Source organism: Actinokineospora alba (genome assembly GCF_004362515.1).
GTDB classification, from domain to species: domain Bacteria; phylum Actinomycetota; class Actinomycetes; order Mycobacteriales; family Pseudonocardiaceae; genus Actinokineospora; species Actinokineospora alba.
This window is the reverse complement of the sequence record NZ_SNXU01000001.1, coordinates 6,708,708-6,728,987: the sequence shown is the minus strand read 5'-3', so window position 1 is coordinate 6,728,987 and position 20,280 is coordinate 6,708,708. Positions and strand designations below refer to the sequence as shown.

Genomic DNA, 20,280 nt, shown 5'->3' with positions numbered 1-20,280 from the left:
GGACGATGGGGGTTTGATCCGCGACACAACGTTCCTGGGGGAATAGTGTCTTTGTCTTGTATTTCGTGTGCCCGGTCGGCCACGACGACGGATGCCATACAGGTAGCCACGTTCGCCCACGGGCAGATCTCTTTACGCTAGGTGCGCTCGGCTTTGGCGCACCCTCTTCGGTAGCTCGACGCGCGCAGTCCGCAATCTGCGGACGGCGTATTCGCGGTCGCCTCCTCACCGGTTGATTCCTCGTGCGCTATTAGCGCGCGCCGATTCTTCCGGGGTCTCGTAAACGCCGAATTCGGCATTCATAAGGAGAGTCATGCCCAAAATCCGGCTGACCTATTGGTGGGACGGTCACGCGCCCGGTGACGAGGTCGAAGTCGACTCCGACACCGCGCGGTCACTGATCGGGCGCGTCGCCGTCGCCGTGGAAGAGGAAACCCGCAAGCCGACGCGGCGCCCACCCGCGCCGAGCGCGGAATGACCGGGCCCGCGATCGTCTTCCCGGACATCGAGCGGCTGGTCGTGGACTCGGTGAAGAACCGGCCGGAGCTGGCCGGGGTCCTGGTGGACAACCGACCGCCCGCCGGGTTCGACGGGACGCGCAAGGCCGTGCTGGTGTCCCGGGTCGGCGGCGCGTGGGTCGATGACCAGTGGCTCGACCACCCGCTGGTCGACCTGGAGTGCTACGGACCCGACAAGACAGCCGCGCACGGGGTGGCGCTGCTCGCCCGGTCGGCGGTCCTGACGCTGCGTGACCTCGTCTACGGGGGCGCGCTCGTGGTCGACGTGATCGAGGAGGACGGGCCGCGGTGGCTGCCCGACTACCACCACCCGGCGGGAAATCGTTACCTCTCCACCGTTCGGCTGCTCGTGCGGCCCAACTGACCCCGTTGTTCAGCCCGCCGCCGATTCCCGGCGCGGGACCCGTGATGGTGCACAAGGAGTGAGCATGTCTGGTTCGAACGCCAAGGAGATCCGGGTCGCGGGCAGCGGCCGGATCCTGGTCGCCCCCCTGGGCACCGCCGCCCCGGCGGACGCCACCGCGGCGTGGGGCGCCGAGTGGAAGGACCTCGGCTACACCACGACCGACGGTGTCAAGGTCACCAAGAAGGACAAGATCGACCCGATCGACACCTGGCAGAGCGTCAGCCCCGCCCGGTTCGTGTACTCCGACCGCGACCTCACCTTCAAGTTCCAGATGTTGCAGCTCAACGAGGACACGCTGCCGTTCTTCTTCGGCGGCGGCGCGGTCAGCCCGACGGCGGCCGGGTCGGGGATGTTCAAGTACGAGATGGCGGCGGAGCCGGTCTACGACGAGCGGATGCTGGGCATCGAGTTCACCGATGGCACCGAGGTGAAGTACCGCCTCGTGGTCGGGCGCGGGCAGGTCACCGAGACCGACGAGATCGCCCTGGTGCGGACCGCGCCGCTGAAGCTGGGCGTCACCTTCACCGCGCTCGCCGTGGAGGACAAGGCCCCGCTGGTCACGTTCCTGATGAAGGACCCGGCGTACGCCGTCGCCTGAGCAGTTCCAGCCGAGGGGCGCGTCCCAGCGGACGCGCCCCTTCCCCCGAGAGGAAAACGCACTGATGACCCGCTTCAACGTCAACGCCGCCCGCGCCCAGCGCCTCGAGGCTGTCGGCTCCGACTGGGAGTTCGAACTCGACGACGAGGTTTTCACCCTGCCCCGGGAATTCCCGCGCAGCACGGCGAAGCGTCTCAGCGAGGTCGACGACAACGACATCGACGGCCTGCTGGCGGTCCTGCTCGGCGACGACCAGTTCGAGCGGTTCAACAAGCACAACGTGACCGTTCAGGACGTCGCGGCGCTGTTGGAGGCCTACGGCAGTGAGACGGGCCTGAGCCTGGGGGAAGGCTGAGCCTCGGCGCGCTCGTCGACGAGCACGCCGAGGCCCTGGAGGCCGATCTCCTTCGGTACTACGGGATCGACCTCCTCGACTGGCACCGAGACCAGCTGACCTCCCGGCGGCTGCGGGTGCTGATCGAGCACCTGCCGGGGGATTCGGCGTTCGCCAAGTCGATGCACGGCGAGGAAGCGGCCTGGAACCTCAGCGACCACCTTCTGGCCGCGATGGTGGACCACCTGGCCGTGTCGAACTGGATGTTCGCCTCGGTCAACCGGGACGAGGACGCCGAGGAAATCCCGTACCCGCAAGCGATCCCCCGCCCCGGGGACGCCCCGCAGGCGAAGGACGAGCAAGACGGTTCGGCGGGCCCCGCCGACCTCGCGGCGTTCTTCTCAAGCTGACCGAGGACCACCATGACGCACCCTTTCCTGACGCCCGAGCAGTCGTTGGCGATGGTCAAGGCCGTTGGCGACTTGATCGGCAAGGCCGAGAACGCGATCTTCGAGGACATCAAGGGGATCAAGCGCGAACTGACCAGGCTCAAGCTCGACGCCAACTACGCGCTCGTGGGCGTCAACGGGATCAAGGCCGAATGGAGCGCGATCAAGTTCGAGCCGCCCGGCCTCGACATCTGGAAGATGATCGAGGACCGCAAGCTGCGCGCCCGGGGCGAACTACCCGAGCAGCTCAAGGCCACGGCGGTCCGGGCGCACACCCGGATCACCGAGCTGCAGGGGAAGACCGGCGATCTTCGCAGCCAGGTAAACCGGCGGATCTCCACGGAGCTCACCGGCCTCTCGGGGCGATTCGCGGCTATCCGAACCCAGATCGGAGCGGTTGACCGGCGGGTGTCGGGCGTCGCGCGCGACGCCACTGCGGCCGTCAGCGGCGTGCGGCGGGTCGGTACCGACCTTTCCACCGCGAAAACCGCCCTGAATCGGCGCATCGACGCGGTGCGGCGCGACGCGGCGGCAAACCGGTCGGGGGCGGGCAACGACACCGCCCGGGTCCAGCGGGAGACCCAACTGCTGCGCAAGGCGCTATTCGACCTGGACCGCGAGCTGCGCGGCAACGGCTCCGCCGCGACCCGGTTCCGCAACGAGCTTCGCGCCATCGAGTCCTTCCTCCGCTGATCACCCTCACCAGACAAGGAAGCCAGCCAGCATGAGAACTGCCTTGGTACAGGCCACAAGCGCGATCGGCCGGTTCCGCACCGCGCTGACGCAGGCCAGTGGCGCCGGTGGCCGCTTCCGTGCGGCGGCGACGCAGAGCACCACGCAGGTTCGGCAGCTCAAGACCGCCGCGGATCAGGCGTCGAGTTCCATCCAGCGGGCCGGGCGGGAGGCGGCTTCGGGCGGCGGGTTCTTCTCGCGGTTCAGTCAGGGCCTGCGCACGGCCACGACCGCGCAAAAGGGACTCAACGCCGCGATGAAGGCCAACGTCCTGGGCTTCCTGCTCGGTCTGTTGATGCCGCTGATCAGCAAGCTCGTCGACATGGCCATGCAGTCGCAAAAAGTGCGACAAGTCGTGTCGACGGCCTTCCGGATCATCGGCCAGGTCGTCGGCGCGGTGATGGACTTCATCAAGAAGATCATCAGCGTCGTCTGGCCGTGGATCGAGGCCTATGTCCGCACCTACATCAACATCGTGATGACCGTGATCCGCACGGTCATGAACATCATCAGCACGGTCATCTCCACTGTGTGGAACGGAATCTCCGCCGTCATCCGCACGGTCATGAACGTGATCAGCTCCGTCGTCTCCGGTGCGTGGAACGGCATCAAAGCCGTGATCATGCCGGTGATCAACTGGATCGGCGAGGCGATCCCCGCCGTGTGGAACCGGGTCACCGGCGCCCTGCGGTCGGCGTGGGACGGCCTCGCCGGGTTCGCCAGGGCGGCGTTCGAGGCGGTGCTCGGCGCGGTCAAAGCTCCGATCAACGCGATCATCGGACTGGTCAACATGGCGATCCGCGGCCTCAACAGCATCAGCGTGACCATCCCCGACTGGGTGCCGCTGGTCGGCGGCAAGACGTTCGGCCTCAACCTGCCGCAGATCCCGCAACTCGCCCAGGGCGGCATCGCCACCCCCGTGCCGGGCGGGCGGCTGGTGAACGTGGCCGAGGCGGGCCAGTCCGAGGCGATCATCCCGCTCTCGAAGCTTCCCGCGCTGATGGAGTTCGCCGGGGCGAAGCGCCGTGAGGCGGCCCCGGTGACGGTCAACATCCACCCGCGGGCACGGCAGTCCGAATACGAGATCGGCCGGATCGCCGCGCGCGAGCTGGCCTGGGCCGGGAAGCGGTGACGGCGATGCGACTGCCGGGAAGTGTTCTGCAGCAACCGGTCTTCACCGTCGACGGGTGGATCGGCAACTCCGTCGACGAGGACGGGGTCGAGTGGTGGATCACCAAGGAGGAGGGCTGGTCGTCCTCGCCGTCGGTCCGCCTGTCGCTGACCGACCGGCCCGAGCGGGACGGCGCGTTCGACGCCCCCTCCTACCGGTCGGCCCGGGTGATCACCCTGGAGGGCACCGCACTGGCCCCGGACCGGCTGCGCAAGGAGCGCGCCAAGGACCGGCTCGCGGCCGTGCTCAACGACGGCTCCCGGCTGCAGCCGATGGTCGTGACCGAACCGCACGTCACCCGCCGTTCGCTGGTGCGCCTGTCGGCGGAGTCGAAGGTGCTCGACAAGAAGGCGGGGGTCTTCGAGTTCTCCTTGCAGGTCACCGCGCCGGACCCGCTGCGCTACTCCGCCGAGCTGCGGACCGCGACCTGCCCGCTGGCCACGTCCAGCGGCGGGCTGACCTTCCCGCTGCGCTTCCCGCTGGACTTCGGCGCCGGGTCCTCCGGCGGCCGACTGACCCTCGAGAACGCCGGGTCGGCCGCCACCTGGCCGACCTGGAAGATCAGCGGCCCCTGCGCCGACCCGGTGATCGTCAACTCGCAGACCGGCGAGGAACTCGCGTTCGCCATCCGGCTCGCGGCCGGTGAGGTGCTCGTGGTCGACACCGACGCGCGCACGGTCCTGTTGCAGGGCCTCGCCTCCCGCCGCTCGGCGCTGCTGCCCGGTTCCCGCTGGTTCCCCCTGGTTCGCGGGGGCACGACCGTCGCCTTCCGGTCCGCGAGCTACGAAGCGGCGGCCCGCCTGACCGCCGAATGGCGGGACGCATGGAGCTGACCCGCCACCCCACCTCCCAAGGAGTTCACTGATGCCCGAACGCGATTCCGGATGGCTGTCCGGCAACGTCGTGGACGCGGAGGACGCCCGTCTCGCCACCGGAGTGTTCGCTTCGGGCGGCGCGAGCGCGGTGCAGAACCGGTCCGGTCTCAAACCGTTCCCCTCCGCGGGAAAGGTGATCCCCGCCAGCCCGGCGTCCGGCCAGGTCCAGGTCGGCCCGTTCCAGGCGGTGCTGCAGGGCACCCGCTCGCCCAGTGCGGGGTCGTACCTGGTCACGCTCGACCAGACGAAGACGATCGACGTTCTCGGCGCGGTTCCCGCACACCAGACCTTCGCGCGGGTCGACCTCATCGTGGTGCGCCAGACCGACGCGCAGTACGGCGACACGTCCTCCGCGTTGACGGTCAGCCACATCGCCGGGACACCAGCGGAAACCCCGGTCGAGCCGACCGTCGCAGGCGACCACATCGTGCTCGCCCGGATCAATGTCCCCGCGAACGCGACGGTGATCGACACCGCGCAGATCGTGGACCGGCGGGTGTTCACCGCGGCGGTCGGCGGGATCATCCCGATCGCGAGCGCCACCGCGCGTCCGGTCGCCCCGTACCCCGGTCAGGCGGCCTACCGCCAGGAGTTGCGGCTGCTCGAGGTCTACGACGGGCAGCGCTGGGAACCCGCGGTCACCAACAGCATCGCCACGTACGGTCCGAACGACGCAGGCTGGCCACAGGGGATCTCGGCGGGCGCCGACTCGGCCAAGGTGTTCAACCGGCTCACCGTGCCCGCCGTGTACTTCCCCCGCACCCTCTACGTCACCGCGCAGGCGATCATCGACTCGACGTCCAATGTCGACCGCTACGACTGCACGCTCAGCGCCAATGGCTCGGTCGTGGGCCTGTCCGTGGTGAATTCGGGGCCTGGAGCGGGCATGAACACCGTGGTGCTGACCGCGCTGGTCAGCCAGCCCGCGAACACCGTGATGACGCTCAAGGTCGCCCTGCAGCGCATGGACGGCACCGGTACGGCCGGGGCCGGCTGGGGATATCCCTACGACTCGATCAACGTGCTCGCGATCCCGACCGCCCGCTAGTCACCAGCGAAGGAAGCACCATGCCCGAACGTGATTCCGGATGGCTCTCCGGCAGCGTCGTCGACGCCGAGGACGCCCGTCTCGCCACCGGCGCACTCGCGCTGGCCGCCAAAGGCCCGCTCCAGTCGCGCAGCGGTCTCCGGCCCGCGCCTGGGGACCCGGGGCTCGTGCGGCCGACCGCGACACCGTCGGCGAGCATCACCGTGCAGCCGTTCCAGGCCGTCATCCAGGGCACCCGCAACCCGGCCGCGGGCTCATACCTGGCCACGCTCGACCAGGTCAAGACGGTCGATGTGCTCACCGCGGCGCCCGCCCACGCCTCCTACCCGCGCTACGACCTGGTGGTCGCCCGCCAGTCGGACGCGCAGTACGGGGATTCGAGGTCGGCGTTCACCGTCGAGGTCGTCACCGGCACGCCGACGGCGAGCCCGGCGGACCCGGCGGTCACCGGTGACGTGGTGCGCCTCGCCCGCCTCAAGGTGCGCGCGGGGGCCACGATGATCGCCGCGGCCGACATCGTCGACCTTCGCCCCTACACGTGCGCGGTCGGCGGGATCCTGCCGGTGCGCAACGCTTCTGAGCGCCCGGTCGACCCGTACCCAGGGTTCTACGTGCACCGGATCGACACCGGCAAGGTGGAGTTCTGGAACGGCACGGGGTGGCGGTCTCTCGTCGTGGAGGACGACACCGGCTGGGTGGAGGTCCCGCTGCTCGCCGACTGGTCCGCGGTGGGGCTCGAACCCGTCAACGACGGCACGGCGATCCGGGTCCGGCGCATCGGCCAGATCGTGCACCTGAGCGGTTCCGTCACGCGCAAGAACACCACCGCCGCCCACGGCACGGCGATTCTCACGCTCCCGCAGGCGTATCGGCCGACGTGGGCGCACCGCTGGGTCGCCACCACCTACTACGGACACCAGAAGAGCGCCCCGCAGTTCTACGAACTGGGCCTCTACCCCAGCGGGTCGCTGGTGCTGTGGACCGACAACGCCCAGCAAGTGCCGATCGACGAACAGGTCTTCCTGAACACGTCCTACCTGCTGGGCTGAGGAAGCATGCCGACCACTGACACGCGCCGCTCCGGCGGCCGCTACCGCTACATCGTCGCCGACCTGATCACCGGCCAGGTCCTCGCCGAGCTTCCATTGCGCGGGGTCTCGTTCGGCATCACGCTGAACGACGCGGGGGAGTTCCAGGGCCAGCTCGTGCTCGGCGACCCGCGCATCGCCGTCCATGACCCGGAGTTCGTCACCCGGCCCGCGCACACCGTCGTCTACGTCGAGCGCGACGGGGTTCTGGTCTGGGGCGGCATCATCTGGACCAGCAAGTACTCCTCGGCCGACCGCGCGATCGACATCGGCGCGGCGGACTTCCTGTCGTACTTCGACCACCGCCGGGTGCTGCCGAGGGATTTCGACCCGTCGGTGGGCAACCTGTCGCCGATCACCGTCACCTACACCGACACCGACCAGGCCGAGATCGCCCGCGGCCTGGTCGCCACGGCCCAGGCGCACCCGCGCGGCAACATCGGCGTGCAGTCGGATCCCCTTGTCGTGTCCGGCTTCCGGCGCACCATGACCTACCCGGGCCGCGAGCTCAAGACCGTCGGTGACGCGCTGCGCGAACTGTCGAACCTCGAGAACGGGCCCGACTTCGTCTTCGACGTCGCCTACGACGACCGCGGCGACGTAGTGCGGCGGCTCCGCGTCGGCACCCCGGAGCTGGGTCAGTCCGGGACGCCGCTCGTGTGGGAGTACGGCGGGAACCTGATCGAGTACGCCTGGCCGCGCGACGGCTCGTCGATGGCCACCCGGGTGTTCGCCCTGGGCGACGAGGACGACGCCGGGCAGATCGTCGGCATCGCGCAGAGCACCGCGCCGGGCAGGCCGTTGTTGGAGACCGAGCTGTCGCTGGTCCACCTCACCGACGCGGATTTGCTGCGCTCACAGGCCCGCTCGGCGCTGGCCGCCGCGGCCGACCCGGTCGTCCTGCCCGAGCTGACCGTCCGCGGCGACCTCGACCCGGTGCTCGGCTCCTACCAGGTCGGCGATCACGCGCTGATCGTCGTGCGGGACGAGTTCTTCCCCAAAGGCACCCAGTTCCAGGTGCGCGTCGTCGCCATCGAGGTCACCCCGGGCGACGACGCGGGCGAGGAGCAGGTGCGACTCACCGTTTCCCCGATCAGCGGAGGACTGCCATGACCCGGGTCAACCAGCCGGACTCGTTGCTCAGCGAACTGCGTGACATCAAACGTCGCCTGCGCGCCCTGGAAACCCGTGGCGGCCCGTCAGCGGCGCAGACCGCGCAGGCGGCGGCGTCGACTCCCGTGCCGGACAGCGACGACGAGACCCCGGAGCGGTGAGATGCAGATCCTCGACTACTCGGCGGGCTATCCGGCCGCGACGGCGATCAAGCAGGCGGGCTACGGCGGTGTCATCCGCTACCTGCGCAAGGAGGGCGCCTCGCGGGTACGGCCGATCACCGCGGGGGAACTAGCCGACATGCGCAGGCACGGGCTCGCCGTCGCGCTGGTCTACCAGGCGGTGTCGACCAGCCGCATTCTGGAAGGCCGGGCGGCGGGTGCGCACGACGCACGGTGGGCGCTCGGCCAGGCCGCGGCGATCGGTGTCGCGCAGCCGCGGGCGATCTACTTCGCCGCCGACCGCGACATCCTGCCCGGGCAGCTCCCCGCCGTGCGCGCCTATCTCGACGGCGCCGCTTCCGTGCTGGGCAAACACCGGGTCGGCATCTACGGCGAGGCCAGTGTGATCGACGCCGCCGTCCCTGGCCACGCCGCGTACGGCTGGCAGACAGCGGCGTGGTCCGGCGGCCACCGCAGTCGGGCGGCGCATCTCTACCAGCGGATCGGTCAACCCGTCGTGGGCGGTGTCGCCTGCGATGTCAACGACGTGCTCAAACCCGACTTCGGGCAACTCGACCACCAGGAGGACGACATGGCAGCCCTCGACGAGAACATCCCTGTCCACGGCCAGGACCGGACGACGAACCTGCGCACCGAGGTGTCCTACCTGCCGTTGAACTTCGCCCGGCTGATGGCGGCGGACAGCCGTATCGAGGCGAAGCTCGACGCGCTCGCGGGCGCGCTCAGCGACGACGAGGCGAACCTCATCGCCGCGATCCGCAGTGGCCAGGGCATCACCCCGGAGCAGCACGCGGAGATCCTGCGCGTGCAGCTGCCCGCCGCGGTGCTCGCGGCGTTGCTCGAGCTCACCAAGGGTTCGGACGAACAGAAATCCGCCTGACCGTCAGCGGGCGTGTCCTCGGACCAGCTCAGCGCTGCGTTCGGGCTGTTCCCACCAGAACAGGTGCCCGACCCCGTCCATCGTCTCCAGGCGGACGTCGGGCACCAGGCTCGCCACGTGCTGCCCGTTCACCGGCAGGATCATCTCGTCCGCGGTGCCGTGCACGACGAGCGTGGGCACGTCGAGAGTCCGCAGCCCCGCCACGGCGTCGTGCTGGAGGATGGCCTGGAACTGCAGGAGGATCACCGGCGACGGGACGCGCACGGACAGCGAAACCTCGGTGAACCGCGTGAACCGGGATTCATCGGCGCGGAACGCGGGGGACAGGTTCGCCTCGTAGCCCGCGCGCAGGATCTTGGCGACGTCGCCGGTGTTCATCGCCTCGACCATGCGCAGCGGGCCCGGCGCCCGTAGTGAACCGCCGTCCGGCCCGGCGTAGGTGCAGCCCAAGGTGAGCGTGCGGACCCGGTCGCGGTGCCGAACGGCGAGTTCCTGGGCCACCATGCCGCCCATCGAGATGCCCAGCACGTGCGCGTGGTCCCAGCCCACGGCGGCCATGAGCTTCGCCGCGTCCTGAGCCATCTCGGCCACGGTGAACGGCTCGTCGGCCCGGTCGCTCTCGCCGATGCCGCGGTGGTCGAACGCGAGGACGTCGTAGTGCTGTTCGAGCAGCGACAGGAACGGCTCGCCCCAGATGGCGTGGTGACCGGCCATGCCCTGGATCAGCAGCAGCGGAGCGCCCTCGCCGCGGCGGATGTAGTGCAGCTTGCGGTCACCCAGGTCAGCGATCGGCACGGTGGGTCTCCTGTCGTCGCACCCACCTTAAATAGCGCGCGCCCGCTGCCCGATCGCCACCTCCACGACCGCGCCGAGCACCTGCTTGACCGACGCGCGCGACCGGGCGTCGCACGAGACCACGGGGACGTCGTCGGTGAGGTCGAGTGCCTCCCGGACCTCGCCGAGGTCGAAGCGCCTGCCGTCGTCGAACCGGTTGACGGCCAACACAAGCGGGGTGCCGCGGGACTCGAAGTAGTCCAGGGCCGGGAAACTGTCCTCGATCCGCCGGGTGTCGGCGAGCACCACGGCGCCGAGCGCGCCCTCGGACAGGTCGTCCCACAGGAACGAGAACCGCTCCTGGCCGGGCGTGCCGAACAGGTAGAGGACCAGCCGCGGGTCGAGGGTGATCCGGCCGAAGTCGAACGCCACCGTCGTGGTCGTCTTGTCCGGCAGCCCCGCCGCGTCGTCCACCCCGATCGACGCCTGGGTCATCACCGCGTCGGTGGCCAGCGGCTCGATCTCGGAGATCGCGCCGATGAGGGTCGTCTTCCGACGCCGAACCCGCCGCCGATGACGATCTTCACCGACGCCGGGCCGCGGTCAGAGCGCATGGACAAGCTCGCGAATCCTTTCCAGCGCGGACAAGTCGAGCTCCGGGACCGGTCCGCAGGCCAGCAGCCCGGCCGCCACCAGGTCCGCGATCAGCACTCGGGCGACGCCGAGCGGCACGCCGATCGCGGTCGCCACCTCGGCGACCGACTTCGGGGTGCGGCACAGGTCGGCGACCTGCTTGGCCTCGAAGGTGAGCCGGGCGGACCCGGCGGCGGGCAGGGTGGTGATCAGCGCGTCGACCCGCAGTGTCGGCTGGACCGGGCGGGTGCGGCCCGCGGTGACCAGGAAGGGCCGGATGAACGGGCCGTCGTCGGGCAGCGCGTGTCTGGTCATCGTGGGAGCACCTCTCGCAGTTCGCTGATCAGCGCCGGGCTGAGCGCGGCGCCGAACCGCTCGGCCAGCAGGGCGATCTCGTAGCCGACGACCCCGATGTCGGCGTCGTCGCCCGCGAACACACCGAGGCAGCAGCCGCCGGAGATGGCCGAGACAAGCAGGAAGCCGCGGTTCATCTCGATCATCATCAGCTTCAGGCCACCGAGGTCGTAGCGGTGCGACGCGCTGCGGCTCAGGCTGGAGAGCCCGGAGACGACGGCGGCGAGGTGGTCGCCGTCGGCGCGGTCCAGGCCGGGGGACAGGGCGAGCAGCAGGCCGTCGGAGGACACCGCGACGGCGTCGAGCACGCCGTGGGTGTTGCGGACGAACGTGGCCAGCAGCCAGCCGAAGGTCTGCGGATTCGTTGTGGCGACAGTCATGCGGTGTCCTGTTCGCTCGTGCGGTTGGTGCCGCGCTGGTGGCCGTTGCGGAACGACGACAGCATCGAGCGGACGTCGTCGGGGGAGCGGCCGTTCGTGGTCTCGACAGCGGAGGGGCGGACGGGTTCCGGGGCGGGCCTGCGGGTCCGCTTGGCCAGCCCGTTGCGGGTGCGTCCGCTGCTGGGCGGCACGTCGTCGAGGGCTTTGGACGGGCGGGTGCGCACGATCACAGGTAGCGGCTCCACGGGTGCCTCGGCCAGTAGTTTCGTGGGGAGCAGAACTCGGGCGCTCACACCGGAAGTGGGCGACTCGACGAGTCGGACCCCGATGTCCAAAGTGGCCGCGAGCATGCCGATCACGTAGTGGCCAAGGAACTTCGTGGGCGCCACCAGGAACGGGTCGACACCGCGGAACTTGGCGTTCGCCGCGTCGAGCTGCTCGGCGGACATGCCGATGCCGTAGTCGGTGACGACCAGCAGGTAGCCGTTTTTCGTGCGCCTGCCCTGGATTTCGACGGCGCGGTCGGGTGGGGAGAACGACAGGCCGTTCTCGATCAGCTCGGCGAGCAGGTGCGCCACCTCCGTGACCACGGAGCCGGAGATGAACACCGGGTCGATGCCGCGCAGCTCGACTCGGGTGTATTCCTCCACTTCGGACAGTGCGGCGCGGATGACGTCCACCACCGGAAGCGGTGTGCCGGACCGTCTCGGGCTGGTTTCGCCGACCAGGACCAGCAGGCTCTCGGCGTTGCGCCGCATCCGGGTCGCCAGGTGGTCGAGCAGGAACAGCTTGCCCAGCGCGTCCGGGTCGAGCTCGGTCTGCTCGAACTCGCTGATCGCGCTGATCTGCCTGCGGAGCAGGTTCTGGTTGCGGTGCCCCAGATTCGCCAGCGACTGCCGGGCGTTGTGCCGCAACAGCGCCTGCTCACCGGCCAACGTCATCGCCGACGTGCGGACCCGGTCGATCGACTGCGCCAGCGCGACGATCTCGCCGCAGGCCTCGGCGTCGACCCGCACGGGATCGTCGTCGACGCCGGTGTGCCCGGCCTGCACGGCGGCGATGGCCGCGGGAAGGCCCGTGGAGGCGACGGTGTCGGCGTCCTTGGCCAGCTTGGCGAGGGGGACGGTGATCGAGCGGATGCTCCTCATCACCAGCCACACCAACACGACCACGGCCAGGAAGGCCACCAGGATGGCGAGGATGACGTCGGTCTCGGCCTCGCGGTGCAACACCTTGGCGTGCGCGGTGATGTCGTCGCCGACGGAGGTCTGCACGTCGCGCAGGTCGTCGATGACCGTGGTGATGGAGTCGAACCACAGCATCGGGTCGACTTCCTCGGGCAGCGGCCCAGCGGCGCCCAGCAAAGCCACCTGCTCCAACCGCGCCGCCTGCTGCCCGGCCTGCGTCCGCTGCGCGGCGGCGAAGGCGTCCTTCTGCGGGCCGGTCGCCAACCGCTCGAACTCGGCCGCCGCGGCCAGCTTGGTCGCGCGGATCTCGGTGAACCGGACGTACTCGTCCCCGGAGAACCAGCCGACGGCGAACACGCCGCTGAGGAACCCGCGTTCCCGCCCCACCGACTCCTTGACGTCCCCCAACGTCCGCAGCGCCTCCAACCCGCGGCGCAGGCCCGGGTCGGTGGTGTCCTCAGAGGTCAGGACCACGTCGCTGAGCCCGGAGATCGCGGAGGTGTAGAAGTCGAAGGTCTCCGCCCGCTTCCCGGTCCGCGCGTCGGCGCCCGCCCGCACGGTCACCAGCTTGTCGAGCCCCCGCACAGCCGCGGAAAGCTCCTCCCCGCCCCGCGGGACCCCACGGTCAAGCTCGCCGCGCAAGGCCGCCACCGCGCTGTCGGTCTGGCGCCGCTGCTGAGCGAGCCCCTCGGCGAACCGGTCGTCGCCCCCCAACAACCCGAGAGTCAGCCCCCGCTCCCGCTGCAACTGGTGAACGACCCCTTGCACCCCCAACGCGAGCGAAACCGACTCGACCGCCGCCGTGACCGCCCGGTAGCTGCGCACCTCGACGGTCATCGCGTAGCCGATCAGGCTGAGCACGATGGTCAGCGCCACGGCCAGCAGTTGGGTCAGCCTGCCACGAACAGAACCACGTCTACGCTCGGTCATGAGTCCCCAGCTAATTAGTCGGCCCCGTCAGTCTATGGCCGCCGCGTGCCTTTCCGGCCGTTTGAATGCGCCGAGCTCGCACTGTTCACATGGCTGGTTCCGGGGTTCACCGGCAGGCAACAAATAGGGACGGAACTGTGCTCTACCAGCGAGTTTCCGCGCGCAGGTGTGGATCCAGCGCGATTGTCGTTAACTGCTGTTGACGAAATCTCACGGCACTCTGGGGGTCTACGTGCGATTCCCGATGAATTGACTCGCACTACCGTTCCCGGTGGGCATTGGGCAATGTGAGGGCGGCTACACCCATTCCCATTCACGGGACCACGCCCGCCTCGTGCCCCCAGCAAGATCCCCGCCCGGCTGCCCCCGATTAGATCCCCACACGGCCGGTGCGCTAGTCTTGCCCAGCACCCGCGAGAGCGGATGCGGCCGGGCTGTGGCGCAGTTTGGTAGCGCACTTGACTGGGGGTCAAGGGGTCGCAGGTTCAAATCCTGTCAGCCCGACTCGGAAGACACGTTTACGCAGGTAGGCGGCCTTTCAGTCGACAGTAAACACGAACCGCCCGAGGGCTGTGCAACATATGCACAACACGCCCCAGGGCGGTTCGTTCGTTTACGCGGCCCGATCCTCGTCCTCCAGCGCCGCCGTTCGGCGGATGTCCAGGACGTCTGCCACCTCGTCCAGCCGGTCCGGCCACAGGTGCCCGTACACGTTCAGCGTCATCGACGCGTCAGCGTGCCCGAGCATGAGCTGAATGACCTTCACATCAGCCCCTACGGCGATCGCGAGGGACGCGGCGGTGTGCCGCAGCTTGTGCGGGGTGAGCCCCTGCACCTTGAGCTTGGCGGCCTCGACAGCCGGAACGAGCGTCATGGGCGAAGCACCCAAGCACTCAGTGAGCGTGGCGGGCGTAGTCATCGACGCTGACCAACGGATCCTGGCCATCCGTCGCCGCGACAACGGCCACTGGGAAGCGCCTGCGGCATCCTCGAACTGGGGGAGTCCTTCGAGGAAGGTGTCCGGCGCGAGATCGAAGAAGAAACCGGCTTGAGCGTCCATGTTGGATCTCTCAGCGGTGTCTACAAAACATGCCGCGCGGCATCGTCGCCCTCGTCTTCCGTTGCACACCAGGCGAAGGCTCCGCCCGTGCGGCGGATGAAGCCCATGAGGTCCGTTGGCTCACCCGCGACGAAGTACGCAACCTGATGTCCCCAGCATTCGCGATCCGCGTCCTCGACGCCTTCGAGCCCTACCCATCCGTGCGCGCTCACGACGGCTTCGACTTGATCTCTGCCTAGTCCGGGGGCTGCCGATCTGCTGTAGCCGGTGCGTGCAGAGTTTCTTTACTTGTTCAAGGCGGACGCCCTGCGGGCGCCCGCAGGCACGCTGATTCTCTACCGCTCGCCCAAGCGTGGGGCCTGGGTCCTCCGGACCGGCCCCACGCGGGCGGCGGACTGAAGGCGTGCCGCGCATGCCGAACCGCCTGGGCTGTGTAAGACCCAACGTAGGCCCCCACGCACATCGCGGTTAGGCCCATTGGTACAGCCCAGCCAGACCGAATCGCACAACATTGTTCGAATACCGACCAGTAACGAATTGCATTCGGGTTCTGAAGCAACCGCCAAACGGATGAATTGGCCTGCCGTTTTGGCTACGCAGAGCGATATCTAGCATAATTTCTAGAGCGAACTACATCAGTGTAAGTACTGGTAGGCGGCACGCGACAGCTCTGACGCCTTCAATATGTGGGTGCACGGTCCGTTACGGGCACTACATCTAGTGGTTTGGAGCGCCGCATCTGCTTGCACTCACAGAGTGGGAGTGCTAAAAATGGGAACCAACACGGTCCGATAACGGTCGTGTAACTGATGAAAGAAGACGAAGACATGACCTTCCGCATCCTCAAGGCGACGTCCGGGCAATGGTTCTTCCGAATCGTCTCCAGCAACGGCAATGTCCTCGCTCATAGCGAGACCTACATCAATAAGTCGGACGCGCGCACGTCGGCGCAGACGATCATCAACCAGGCGGGAGGGGGCAAGATCGTCGAGTAGACCGCTCGACCGAACGCGAGAGGTCCTTGCGGGTCCGAGGTGTCTCAACCACCTCGGACCCGCAAGGACCATCCGGTGACACTAGTACCACAATGCGCCTGCCGCGCGGCAGGTCTTCAGGATGGTCAGCGCGCGTGTGATCTCACGTTTGTCGGTGACTTCCCAGTGGGTGTCCACTAAGGACCACCTCACCAAGCAATGATCGCGTCACATGAAGGGAATCGACATGGCACTTGACGTTACGCACAGGGGTAAGACGACGTCACATCAGGACGGGCACGGCTTCCTGATCAAGGATGGACATCTCACGGTGATGACCTCCCAGTTTTCCACCAACTCGTTTCCGATCGCGACATACGCGCCCGGAAGCTGGGACACCGCCGTGATCGTGCCCGAGTCGCCGGGCGGGTACGACCGCTAGCGACCGACGGCATCACGGGACAACATCCACGAAACGGTTCAGTAGTGGGCATGCTGAATCGCCCAGCCGATGGGACTTATAGCTGCGGGAGCGGCAGCTTGCTGTACAGCAGCCAATGGCAAGGACAGCGCTCGCCGCGCGGCAGGTCTCCAGGATGGTCGGCGAGCACGTGATCTCACGTTTCGTCGGTGGCTTCCTGCCATCCCGACGACCTCCCGAGGGCTATCACACCGCGTCAAGGGGGCAGTCCGCGGTAACCTCACTCTTGGCGGCAGGTGCCCCCTTGACACGGCGCGATCGGGCTGAAGCCAGGTCGACGGGATGGCAGGAAGCCCCCTCCCTGTGGGTGTCCACAAAGGACAGACCCGTTCAACATTTGCACAACATGCCACCGGCAGAGGGCGTAAAACGACCACAACGGTCAACAACGTTTTTCGAGGTCAGAGCGTGTTTGGGCCGAGAATCCGCAGGTCAGATTGGACCCGAATTAGAACAAGGGGTCGCAGGTTCAAATCCTGTCAGCCCGACGGTCATCGAAACGCCCGTCTTCCTGGAAGTTTACCCAGGTCGGCGGGTGTTTTGATATTGAACGACACTTACGTTGTTGATCGTCCCTTGTGGACGCATAGATCTTTCTACCGGCCGGTATGGAGCGAAACTGGAGCCGGGTCCTCCTGCGGTGTCCGTTGATCTCGTTGAGGGGTCGTAGTCGATCTTACCGATCGGGCGAACTTTCCCGACCGACCTGAACTGCTGCTATTCGCCCTGGTCAGACCTGTACGACCAGAAACCGGTACATCGCCGATTGGCTGTCGTTGACGCCGGTAGACGCCGCCATGGGCCATCGGGGGCCGGACAGGGCCGTTCATGTCGGTTGACTGTGATGACGCGCAGACGACCACGCAGGAGATGTCCGGGCGACTTGTCGATCTTCGGAACCGCGGGATCCGGTCGCCGTTTGCTCGCTGGATGGGTGACTCTCAGCCGCGGCGGGTCAAGGTGAGCATCGACGTTGTCGTAGAGGTGCACGACCCTGCGGCGCTGGTCCTGAGCGAGCAGTCCTGGTGCGGCGCAGACGGTCATCAGCACGCCGATGCTCGGTTTCGGCGACGGCCGGTATCAGGACGACATGGTCGCCGCGTGAGTCCTTCGGTGTGAGTGGGTTCGCTCCGGACGATGCGGCGAAGGTGCGCGACTCGTCGCACTTGCCTGCCGACCAGCATGGGTGACCTGTGAGTTCGATCGACCACAGCGCCGTGTCGAAGCGACTCGCACGGATCCGCCGCGCCACCGAGGCGTACTTCGACGAGACTGGCTCGCCAGTAGCTCGACCCGCGCTAGGTGCCACCCGATGCCCGCGCAGCAAGCGGCACGTCGAGCCCGCCGGGCAATTTTTCTGGCTGGGAGGGGCGCAGCGAGCGATGCCGGGCACATTGCTCGCTGCTCTGCATGGTGTTCTCGGCCAGGCGGAGGGCGTTCCCGTTCGTCTCAGCAAGGTTCGGTCTGCACTGCCCACCCTCGTTTCCACGATGCTGGCCGCTGCGGTGCTCGATCCGCGCCTGGCTGATGGAACTCCACGCCGGTGGAGACCGGGCCAGGCCACGGTCGCGCAGCACCCTCTACACCTACTTCGGACTTCGGACGGGTCCAGCCGTGCCTGACGACTTGGTCGGGCACCTACCGACACCTGCGCGAGGTTACCGAGCAGGACGTCATCGACGTGCTCGACAGCCAGCGGGGGCACCGCCGCGCGGGCGCGTTCACCTCATTTGCGGTCGCTGTTCCGCTTCGCCCACCGCCGCCGCCTGGTCTTCATTGATCAGACCCGCTGATGTACGTCAGTCGGGTGTCACCGGACTTCGGATCTGGGGCTTGTCGGGGCATGGTCAGGTGGTTTTTCGGATGAGGCCGGTGTAGGCGGCGATGGTGAGGGTGGCCAGAGCCCACAGGAGGGCTTGGAGTGTCCAGAGCAGGTAGGTGAAGGCTTGTCCCCAGCGGGTTGTGGTGTCGAGGTCGCAGCGTGCGCGTAGGCCGGTGGCGCCTAGGGGGAGGCCGCGGTCGATGCCGAGGCCGATGAGTTCGGCGGTGGAGCAGGGGATGCCGGGTGCGGTGGCGGGGGTGGTGGGTGGTTGGACGCGTTCGGCGGTGTGGTGGTCGGGTCGGGTGGTGATCTCGCCGGCGGTGTAGCCGGTGGCTCCGGCGAGGGTCAGGACGATGAGCAGGGCTGTGACGAGGCGTTGTGCGCGGTAGCCGTAGCGGCCCAGCCAGCCCCACAGCCAGTGCCGCCACCGAGCCACAGGGCCGCCGAATGCGTCGGGGACGCGGCGGCGGAGGTCGTCTTGCTGGGTGATGAGGATGAAGCGGGCGTTGTTGTCGTGCCCCGCGGAGCGCTCCACGGCGGCGAGTTGCTGGTAGGGCTGGGGTCGGTACTCGGGAGTGTGGTGAACCAGCAGGTGCAGCCACTGCCGCCACGAGATGTCCCCGAGCTGGGAGAACACCAGCCCTCCCACGACCATCCGACGCGTGCTGTCGGGGCAGAGTCGGTCGCCGATTTCGAGTCGGGATCGCGGACACACCAGCGTGGCAGGCAGGAACAGTGGGCCGCTGACGTGGGTCTCCATCAGCTTCATCAGGGGGCCCGACTCGTTGGTCAACTGTGTTCGTGCCAGGTCAGCCTGGCTGCCGATGTGCGCGCCGAGGAGCCGGATGGTGCCGTCCTCGCTGGTGCAGGTGATGTGCGCGTCGCGCAAGAACAGGCTGCTGTCGATGCGGGCGCGGTCGGCGTGTAGGGCGGGGCCGGTGGTGTTGGTGATGGTGATGCGGTCGAGGCCGACTTGGCCGCCGATGTGCGCGCCGGGGAGTCGGAGGGCGCCGTCCTCGCTGGTGCAGGTGATGTGGGCGTCGTCCAAGAACAGGTCGCTGTCGACGCGGACGCCGTCGGCGTGTAGGGCGGAGCCGGTGGTGTTGGTGATGGTGATGCGGTCGAGGCCGAGTTGGCCGCCGATGTGCGCGCCGAGGAGTCGGAGGGCGCCGTCCTCGCTGGTGCAGGTGATGTGCGCGTCGCTCAAGATCAGGTCGCTGTCGATGCGGGCGCCGTGGGCGTTCAGGGCCGAGAGCATGCTGTAGCGCATGTCCACATGGTGGAGTTGGGCCTGCCTGCACGTGAGGCCGTCCGGCAGCGCGCAGCCGTCCAGAGCGAGGCCGGTGACCGCGTTGACGTTGTCCAGGTCTAGTAGGCCGAGCACCCGAACACCCCGGATGAGCACGCCGCGGGGATCGAGTTCGCCGCGGCGCCCCGTGAGCAGTTCGCGGATCAGCTCGGCACGTACCTGCAATCCCAGGTCCTCGGTTGAGGCGAGTTGCTCGGCCTCCAGCTCGGTGTCGGGCTGTGCCCAAGTTCCTCGGCGGGCGGCGTCGATGACTGCTTTTTCCAGTTGGCTGAGCCCGTCCAGGACGGGCGGCGTCTGCGAGTCGCTCACCCGTTCAACTGTGGATCATCGCCTACGCGGGGTGCCAACCGGCACCCGGTTGGAGGTGTTCCGGTGGTGGATCCTCTACCGGAACACCGCGCTAGGCGCACCCGACCGCTGGTCGGGATGTTCCGTAAGCCTGTTCAGGGTGTCGTCCAACTTGTGGGGCCCTATCCGGACATCCGGGGTCATGCAGGGACAGTAGGGCGGGTACGCGCGCTGCTCGACCAACGATCCGGACGTCGAGATTCAGGTCGAACAGCTCGCAGCGCTGGGGTGCCAGCGGATCGGGTCTACATCGACCGCGGCTTCTCCGGCACCACCCGGGACAACCGCGCTGGGTCGTGAGCACTGACATTGGGCGTGTCCCACTTCCGGCCCGAGTCCTCGATCTTCGGCAGGTTCGAGTTCCTCACCCGGTTCAACATCTTCCGAAGGTGAGTCAACAGCCCGGCCGGTACGCGGCTCGGTCTCAAGTCGATCCCCGCCGGACCCGTCAACGCGCGAATGTTGCGTCGCGCCCTCGCCCTCGCCCTCGCCCTCGCCCTCGCCCTCGCCCTCGAACTCGCGCACCGCCCGCAGGGTCTGTTCGCGGCGAAGATCAACCTCAAGCACATTCGGTCGCCACCACCGAGGGCTATGTCCACCGCCCCGGCGGCTCCCAGGCCAACTTCCACGCCGA

The 20,280-nt window shown here is 68.1% G+C and carries 21 protein-coding genes, 1 tRNA gene and 3 pseudogenes; 18 read left to right on the top strand and 7 right to left on the bottom strand.

The features are described from left to right. The first annotated feature begins 313 nt into the window (after positions 1-313). The 13 genes from C8E96_RS33610 to C8E96_RS30225 all read left to right on the top strand — a co-directional run bounded on the left by C8E96_RS33610 (position 314) and on the right by C8E96_RS30225 (position 9,394). A complete protein-coding gene (locus C8E96_RS33610) occupies positions 314-478 on the top strand; it encodes a hypothetical protein (protein ID WP_166657833.1) in 165 nt (54 codons plus the stop codon). After that, positions 475-882, top strand: coding sequence for a hypothetical protein (locus tag C8E96_RS30275; RefSeq protein ID WP_091377220.1), 408 nt, complete (start codon positions 475-477; stop codon positions 880-882). Before C8E96_RS33610 ends, C8E96_RS30275 begins: the two co-directional genes overlap by 4 nt. A 64-nt stretch (positions 883-946) precedes the next feature. Then, positions 947-1,522: a phage tail tube protein gene (locus tag C8E96_RS30270; protein ID WP_091378142.1), complete on the top strand. Its 576-nt coding sequence runs from the start codon at positions 947-949 to the stop codon at positions 1,520-1,522. A gap of 64 nt (positions 1,523-1,586) precedes the next feature. Then, positions 1,587-1,877, top strand: a complete 291-nt coding sequence (locus C8E96_RS30265) for a hypothetical protein (protein ID WP_091377223.1) — start codon at positions 1,587-1,589, stop codon at positions 1,875-1,877. A 116-nt stretch (positions 1,878-1,993) separates the two neighbouring features. Further along, positions 1,994-2,266 (top strand): DUF5361 domain-containing protein, encoded by a 273-nt coding sequence (locus tag C8E96_RS30260; RefSeq protein WP_228769988.1) that lies wholly within the window; start codon positions 1,994-1,996, stop codon positions 2,264-2,266. Positions 2,267-2,278: 12 nt separating this feature from the next. Then, positions 2,279-2,998, top strand: coding sequence for a hypothetical protein (locus C8E96_RS30255; RefSeq protein ID WP_091377229.1), 720 nt, complete (start codon positions 2,279-2,281; stop codon positions 2,996-2,998). Positions 2,999-3,029: 31 nt separating this feature from the next. Continuing rightward, positions 3,030-4,169 (top strand): phage tail protein, encoded by a 1,140-nt coding sequence (locus tag C8E96_RS30250; protein ID WP_133794904.1) that lies wholly within the window; start codon positions 3,030-3,032, stop codon positions 4,167-4,169. 5 nt (positions 4,170-4,174) lie between these two features. Next, positions 4,175-5,041 (top strand): phage distal tail protein, encoded by an 867-nt coding sequence (locus C8E96_RS30245; protein WP_166658171.1) that lies wholly within the window; start codon positions 4,175-4,177, stop codon positions 5,039-5,041. Positions 5,042-5,072: 31 nt separating this feature from the next. Next, complete coding sequence (locus C8E96_RS30240) at positions 5,073-6,131, top strand: hypothetical protein (protein ID WP_091377240.1); 1,059 nt, start codon at positions 5,073-5,075, stop codon at positions 6,129-6,131. 20 nt (positions 6,132-6,151) lie between these two features. Further along, on the top strand, positions 6,152-7,180 hold the full coding sequence (locus tag C8E96_RS30235; RefSeq protein ID WP_091377243.1) for a hypothetical protein: 1,029 nt from the start codon (positions 6,152-6,154) through the stop codon (positions 7,178-7,180). 6 nt (positions 7,181-7,186) lie between these two features. Beyond that, on the top strand, positions 7,187-8,332 hold the full coding sequence (locus C8E96_RS30230; protein WP_091377247.1) for a hypothetical protein: 1,146 nt from the start codon (positions 7,187-7,189) through the stop codon (positions 8,330-8,332). Further along, a complete protein-coding gene (locus tag C8E96_RS33605) occupies positions 8,329-8,493 on the top strand; it encodes a hypothetical protein (protein ID WP_166657832.1) in 165 nt (54 codons plus the stop codon). Before C8E96_RS30230 ends, C8E96_RS33605 begins: the two co-directional genes overlap by 4 nt. A gap of 1 nt (position 8,494) precedes the next feature. Further along, entirely contained in the window at positions 8,495-9,394 is a 900-nt protein-coding gene (locus tag C8E96_RS30225; protein WP_091377252.1) for a DUF1906 domain-containing protein, read from the top strand. Positions 9,395-9,397: 3 nt separating this feature from the next. Here the strand turns inward: C8E96_RS30225 and C8E96_RS30220 are convergent, their stop codons facing one another. The 5 genes and pseudogenes from C8E96_RS30220 to C8E96_RS30200 all read right to left on the bottom strand — a co-directional run bounded on the left by C8E96_RS30220 (position 9,398) and on the right by C8E96_RS30200 (position 13,652). Continuing rightward, on the bottom strand, positions 9,398-10,189 hold the full coding sequence (locus C8E96_RS30220; protein ID WP_091377255.1) for an alpha/beta fold hydrolase: 792 nt from the start codon (positions 10,187-10,189) through the stop codon (positions 9,398-9,400). Positions 10,190-10,216: 27 nt separating this feature from the next. Then, positions 10,217-10,782: pseudogene (locus tag C8E96_RS30215) on the bottom strand (GTP-binding protein). Further along, positions 10,772-11,116 (bottom strand): DUF742 domain-containing protein, encoded by a 345-nt coding sequence (locus C8E96_RS30210; protein WP_091377258.1) that lies wholly within the window; start codon positions 11,114-11,116, stop codon positions 10,772-10,774. The pseudogene C8E96_RS30215 and the gene C8E96_RS30210 overlap by 11 nt, the downstream one beginning before the upstream one ends. Then, the gene (locus tag C8E96_RS30205; protein ID WP_091377261.1) at positions 11,113-11,535 is read right to left on the bottom strand and encodes a roadblock/LC7 domain-containing protein; all 423 of its coding nucleotides are present in this window, start codon (positions 11,533-11,535) and stop codon (positions 11,113-11,115) included. Before C8E96_RS30205 ends, C8E96_RS30210 begins: the two co-directional genes overlap by 4 nt. Continuing rightward, entirely contained in the window at positions 11,532-13,652 is a 2,121-nt protein-coding gene (locus tag C8E96_RS30200; protein WP_091377265.1) for a sensor histidine kinase, read from the bottom strand. The genes C8E96_RS30205 and C8E96_RS30200 overlap by 4 nt, the downstream gene beginning before the upstream one ends. Before the next feature lie 430 nt (positions 13,653-14,082). Here C8E96_RS30200 and C8E96_RS30195 point away from each other — a divergent pair. After that, a tRNA-Pro gene (locus C8E96_RS30195) sits at positions 14,083-14,156 on the top strand. A 109-nt stretch (positions 14,157-14,265) separates the two neighbouring features. Here the strand turns inward: C8E96_RS30195 and C8E96_RS30190 are convergent. Further along, positions 14,266-14,511, bottom strand: a pseudogene (locus C8E96_RS30190) (tyrosine-type recombinase/integrase); the annotation flags it as partial. A gap of 108 nt (positions 14,512-14,619) precedes the next feature. Here C8E96_RS30190 and C8E96_RS34550 point away from each other — a divergent pair. The 4 genes and pseudogenes from C8E96_RS34550 to C8E96_RS30175 all read left to right on the top strand — a co-directional run. Continuing rightward, a pseudogene (locus tag C8E96_RS34550) lies at positions 14,620-14,685 on the top strand (hypothetical protein); the annotation flags it as partial. A 56-nt stretch (positions 14,686-14,741) separates the two neighbouring features. Then, the gene (locus C8E96_RS34295; protein WP_228769989.1) at positions 14,742-14,951 is read left to right on the top strand and encodes an NUDIX hydrolase; all 210 of its coding nucleotides are present in this window, start codon (positions 14,742-14,744) and stop codon (positions 14,949-14,951) included. A gap of 570 nt (positions 14,952-15,521) precedes the next feature. After that, positions 15,522-15,707, top strand: a complete 186-nt coding sequence (locus tag C8E96_RS30180) for a YegP family protein (protein ID WP_091377272.1) — start codon at positions 15,522-15,524, stop codon at positions 15,705-15,707. Positions 15,708-15,918: 211 nt separating this feature from the next. Further along, positions 15,919-16,128: a hypothetical protein gene (locus C8E96_RS30175; RefSeq protein WP_091377274.1), complete on the top strand. Its 210-nt coding sequence runs from the start codon at positions 15,919-15,921 to the stop codon at positions 16,126-16,128. 1,886 nt (positions 16,129-18,014) lie between these two features. On the opposite strand, the gene C8E96_RS30170 is transcribed toward C8E96_RS30175, so the two are convergent. Beyond that, entirely contained in the window at positions 18,015-19,607 is a 1,593-nt protein-coding gene (locus C8E96_RS30170) for a hypothetical protein (protein WP_133794902.1), read from the bottom strand. Between the last annotated feature and the right edge of the window lie 673 nt (positions 19,608-20,280).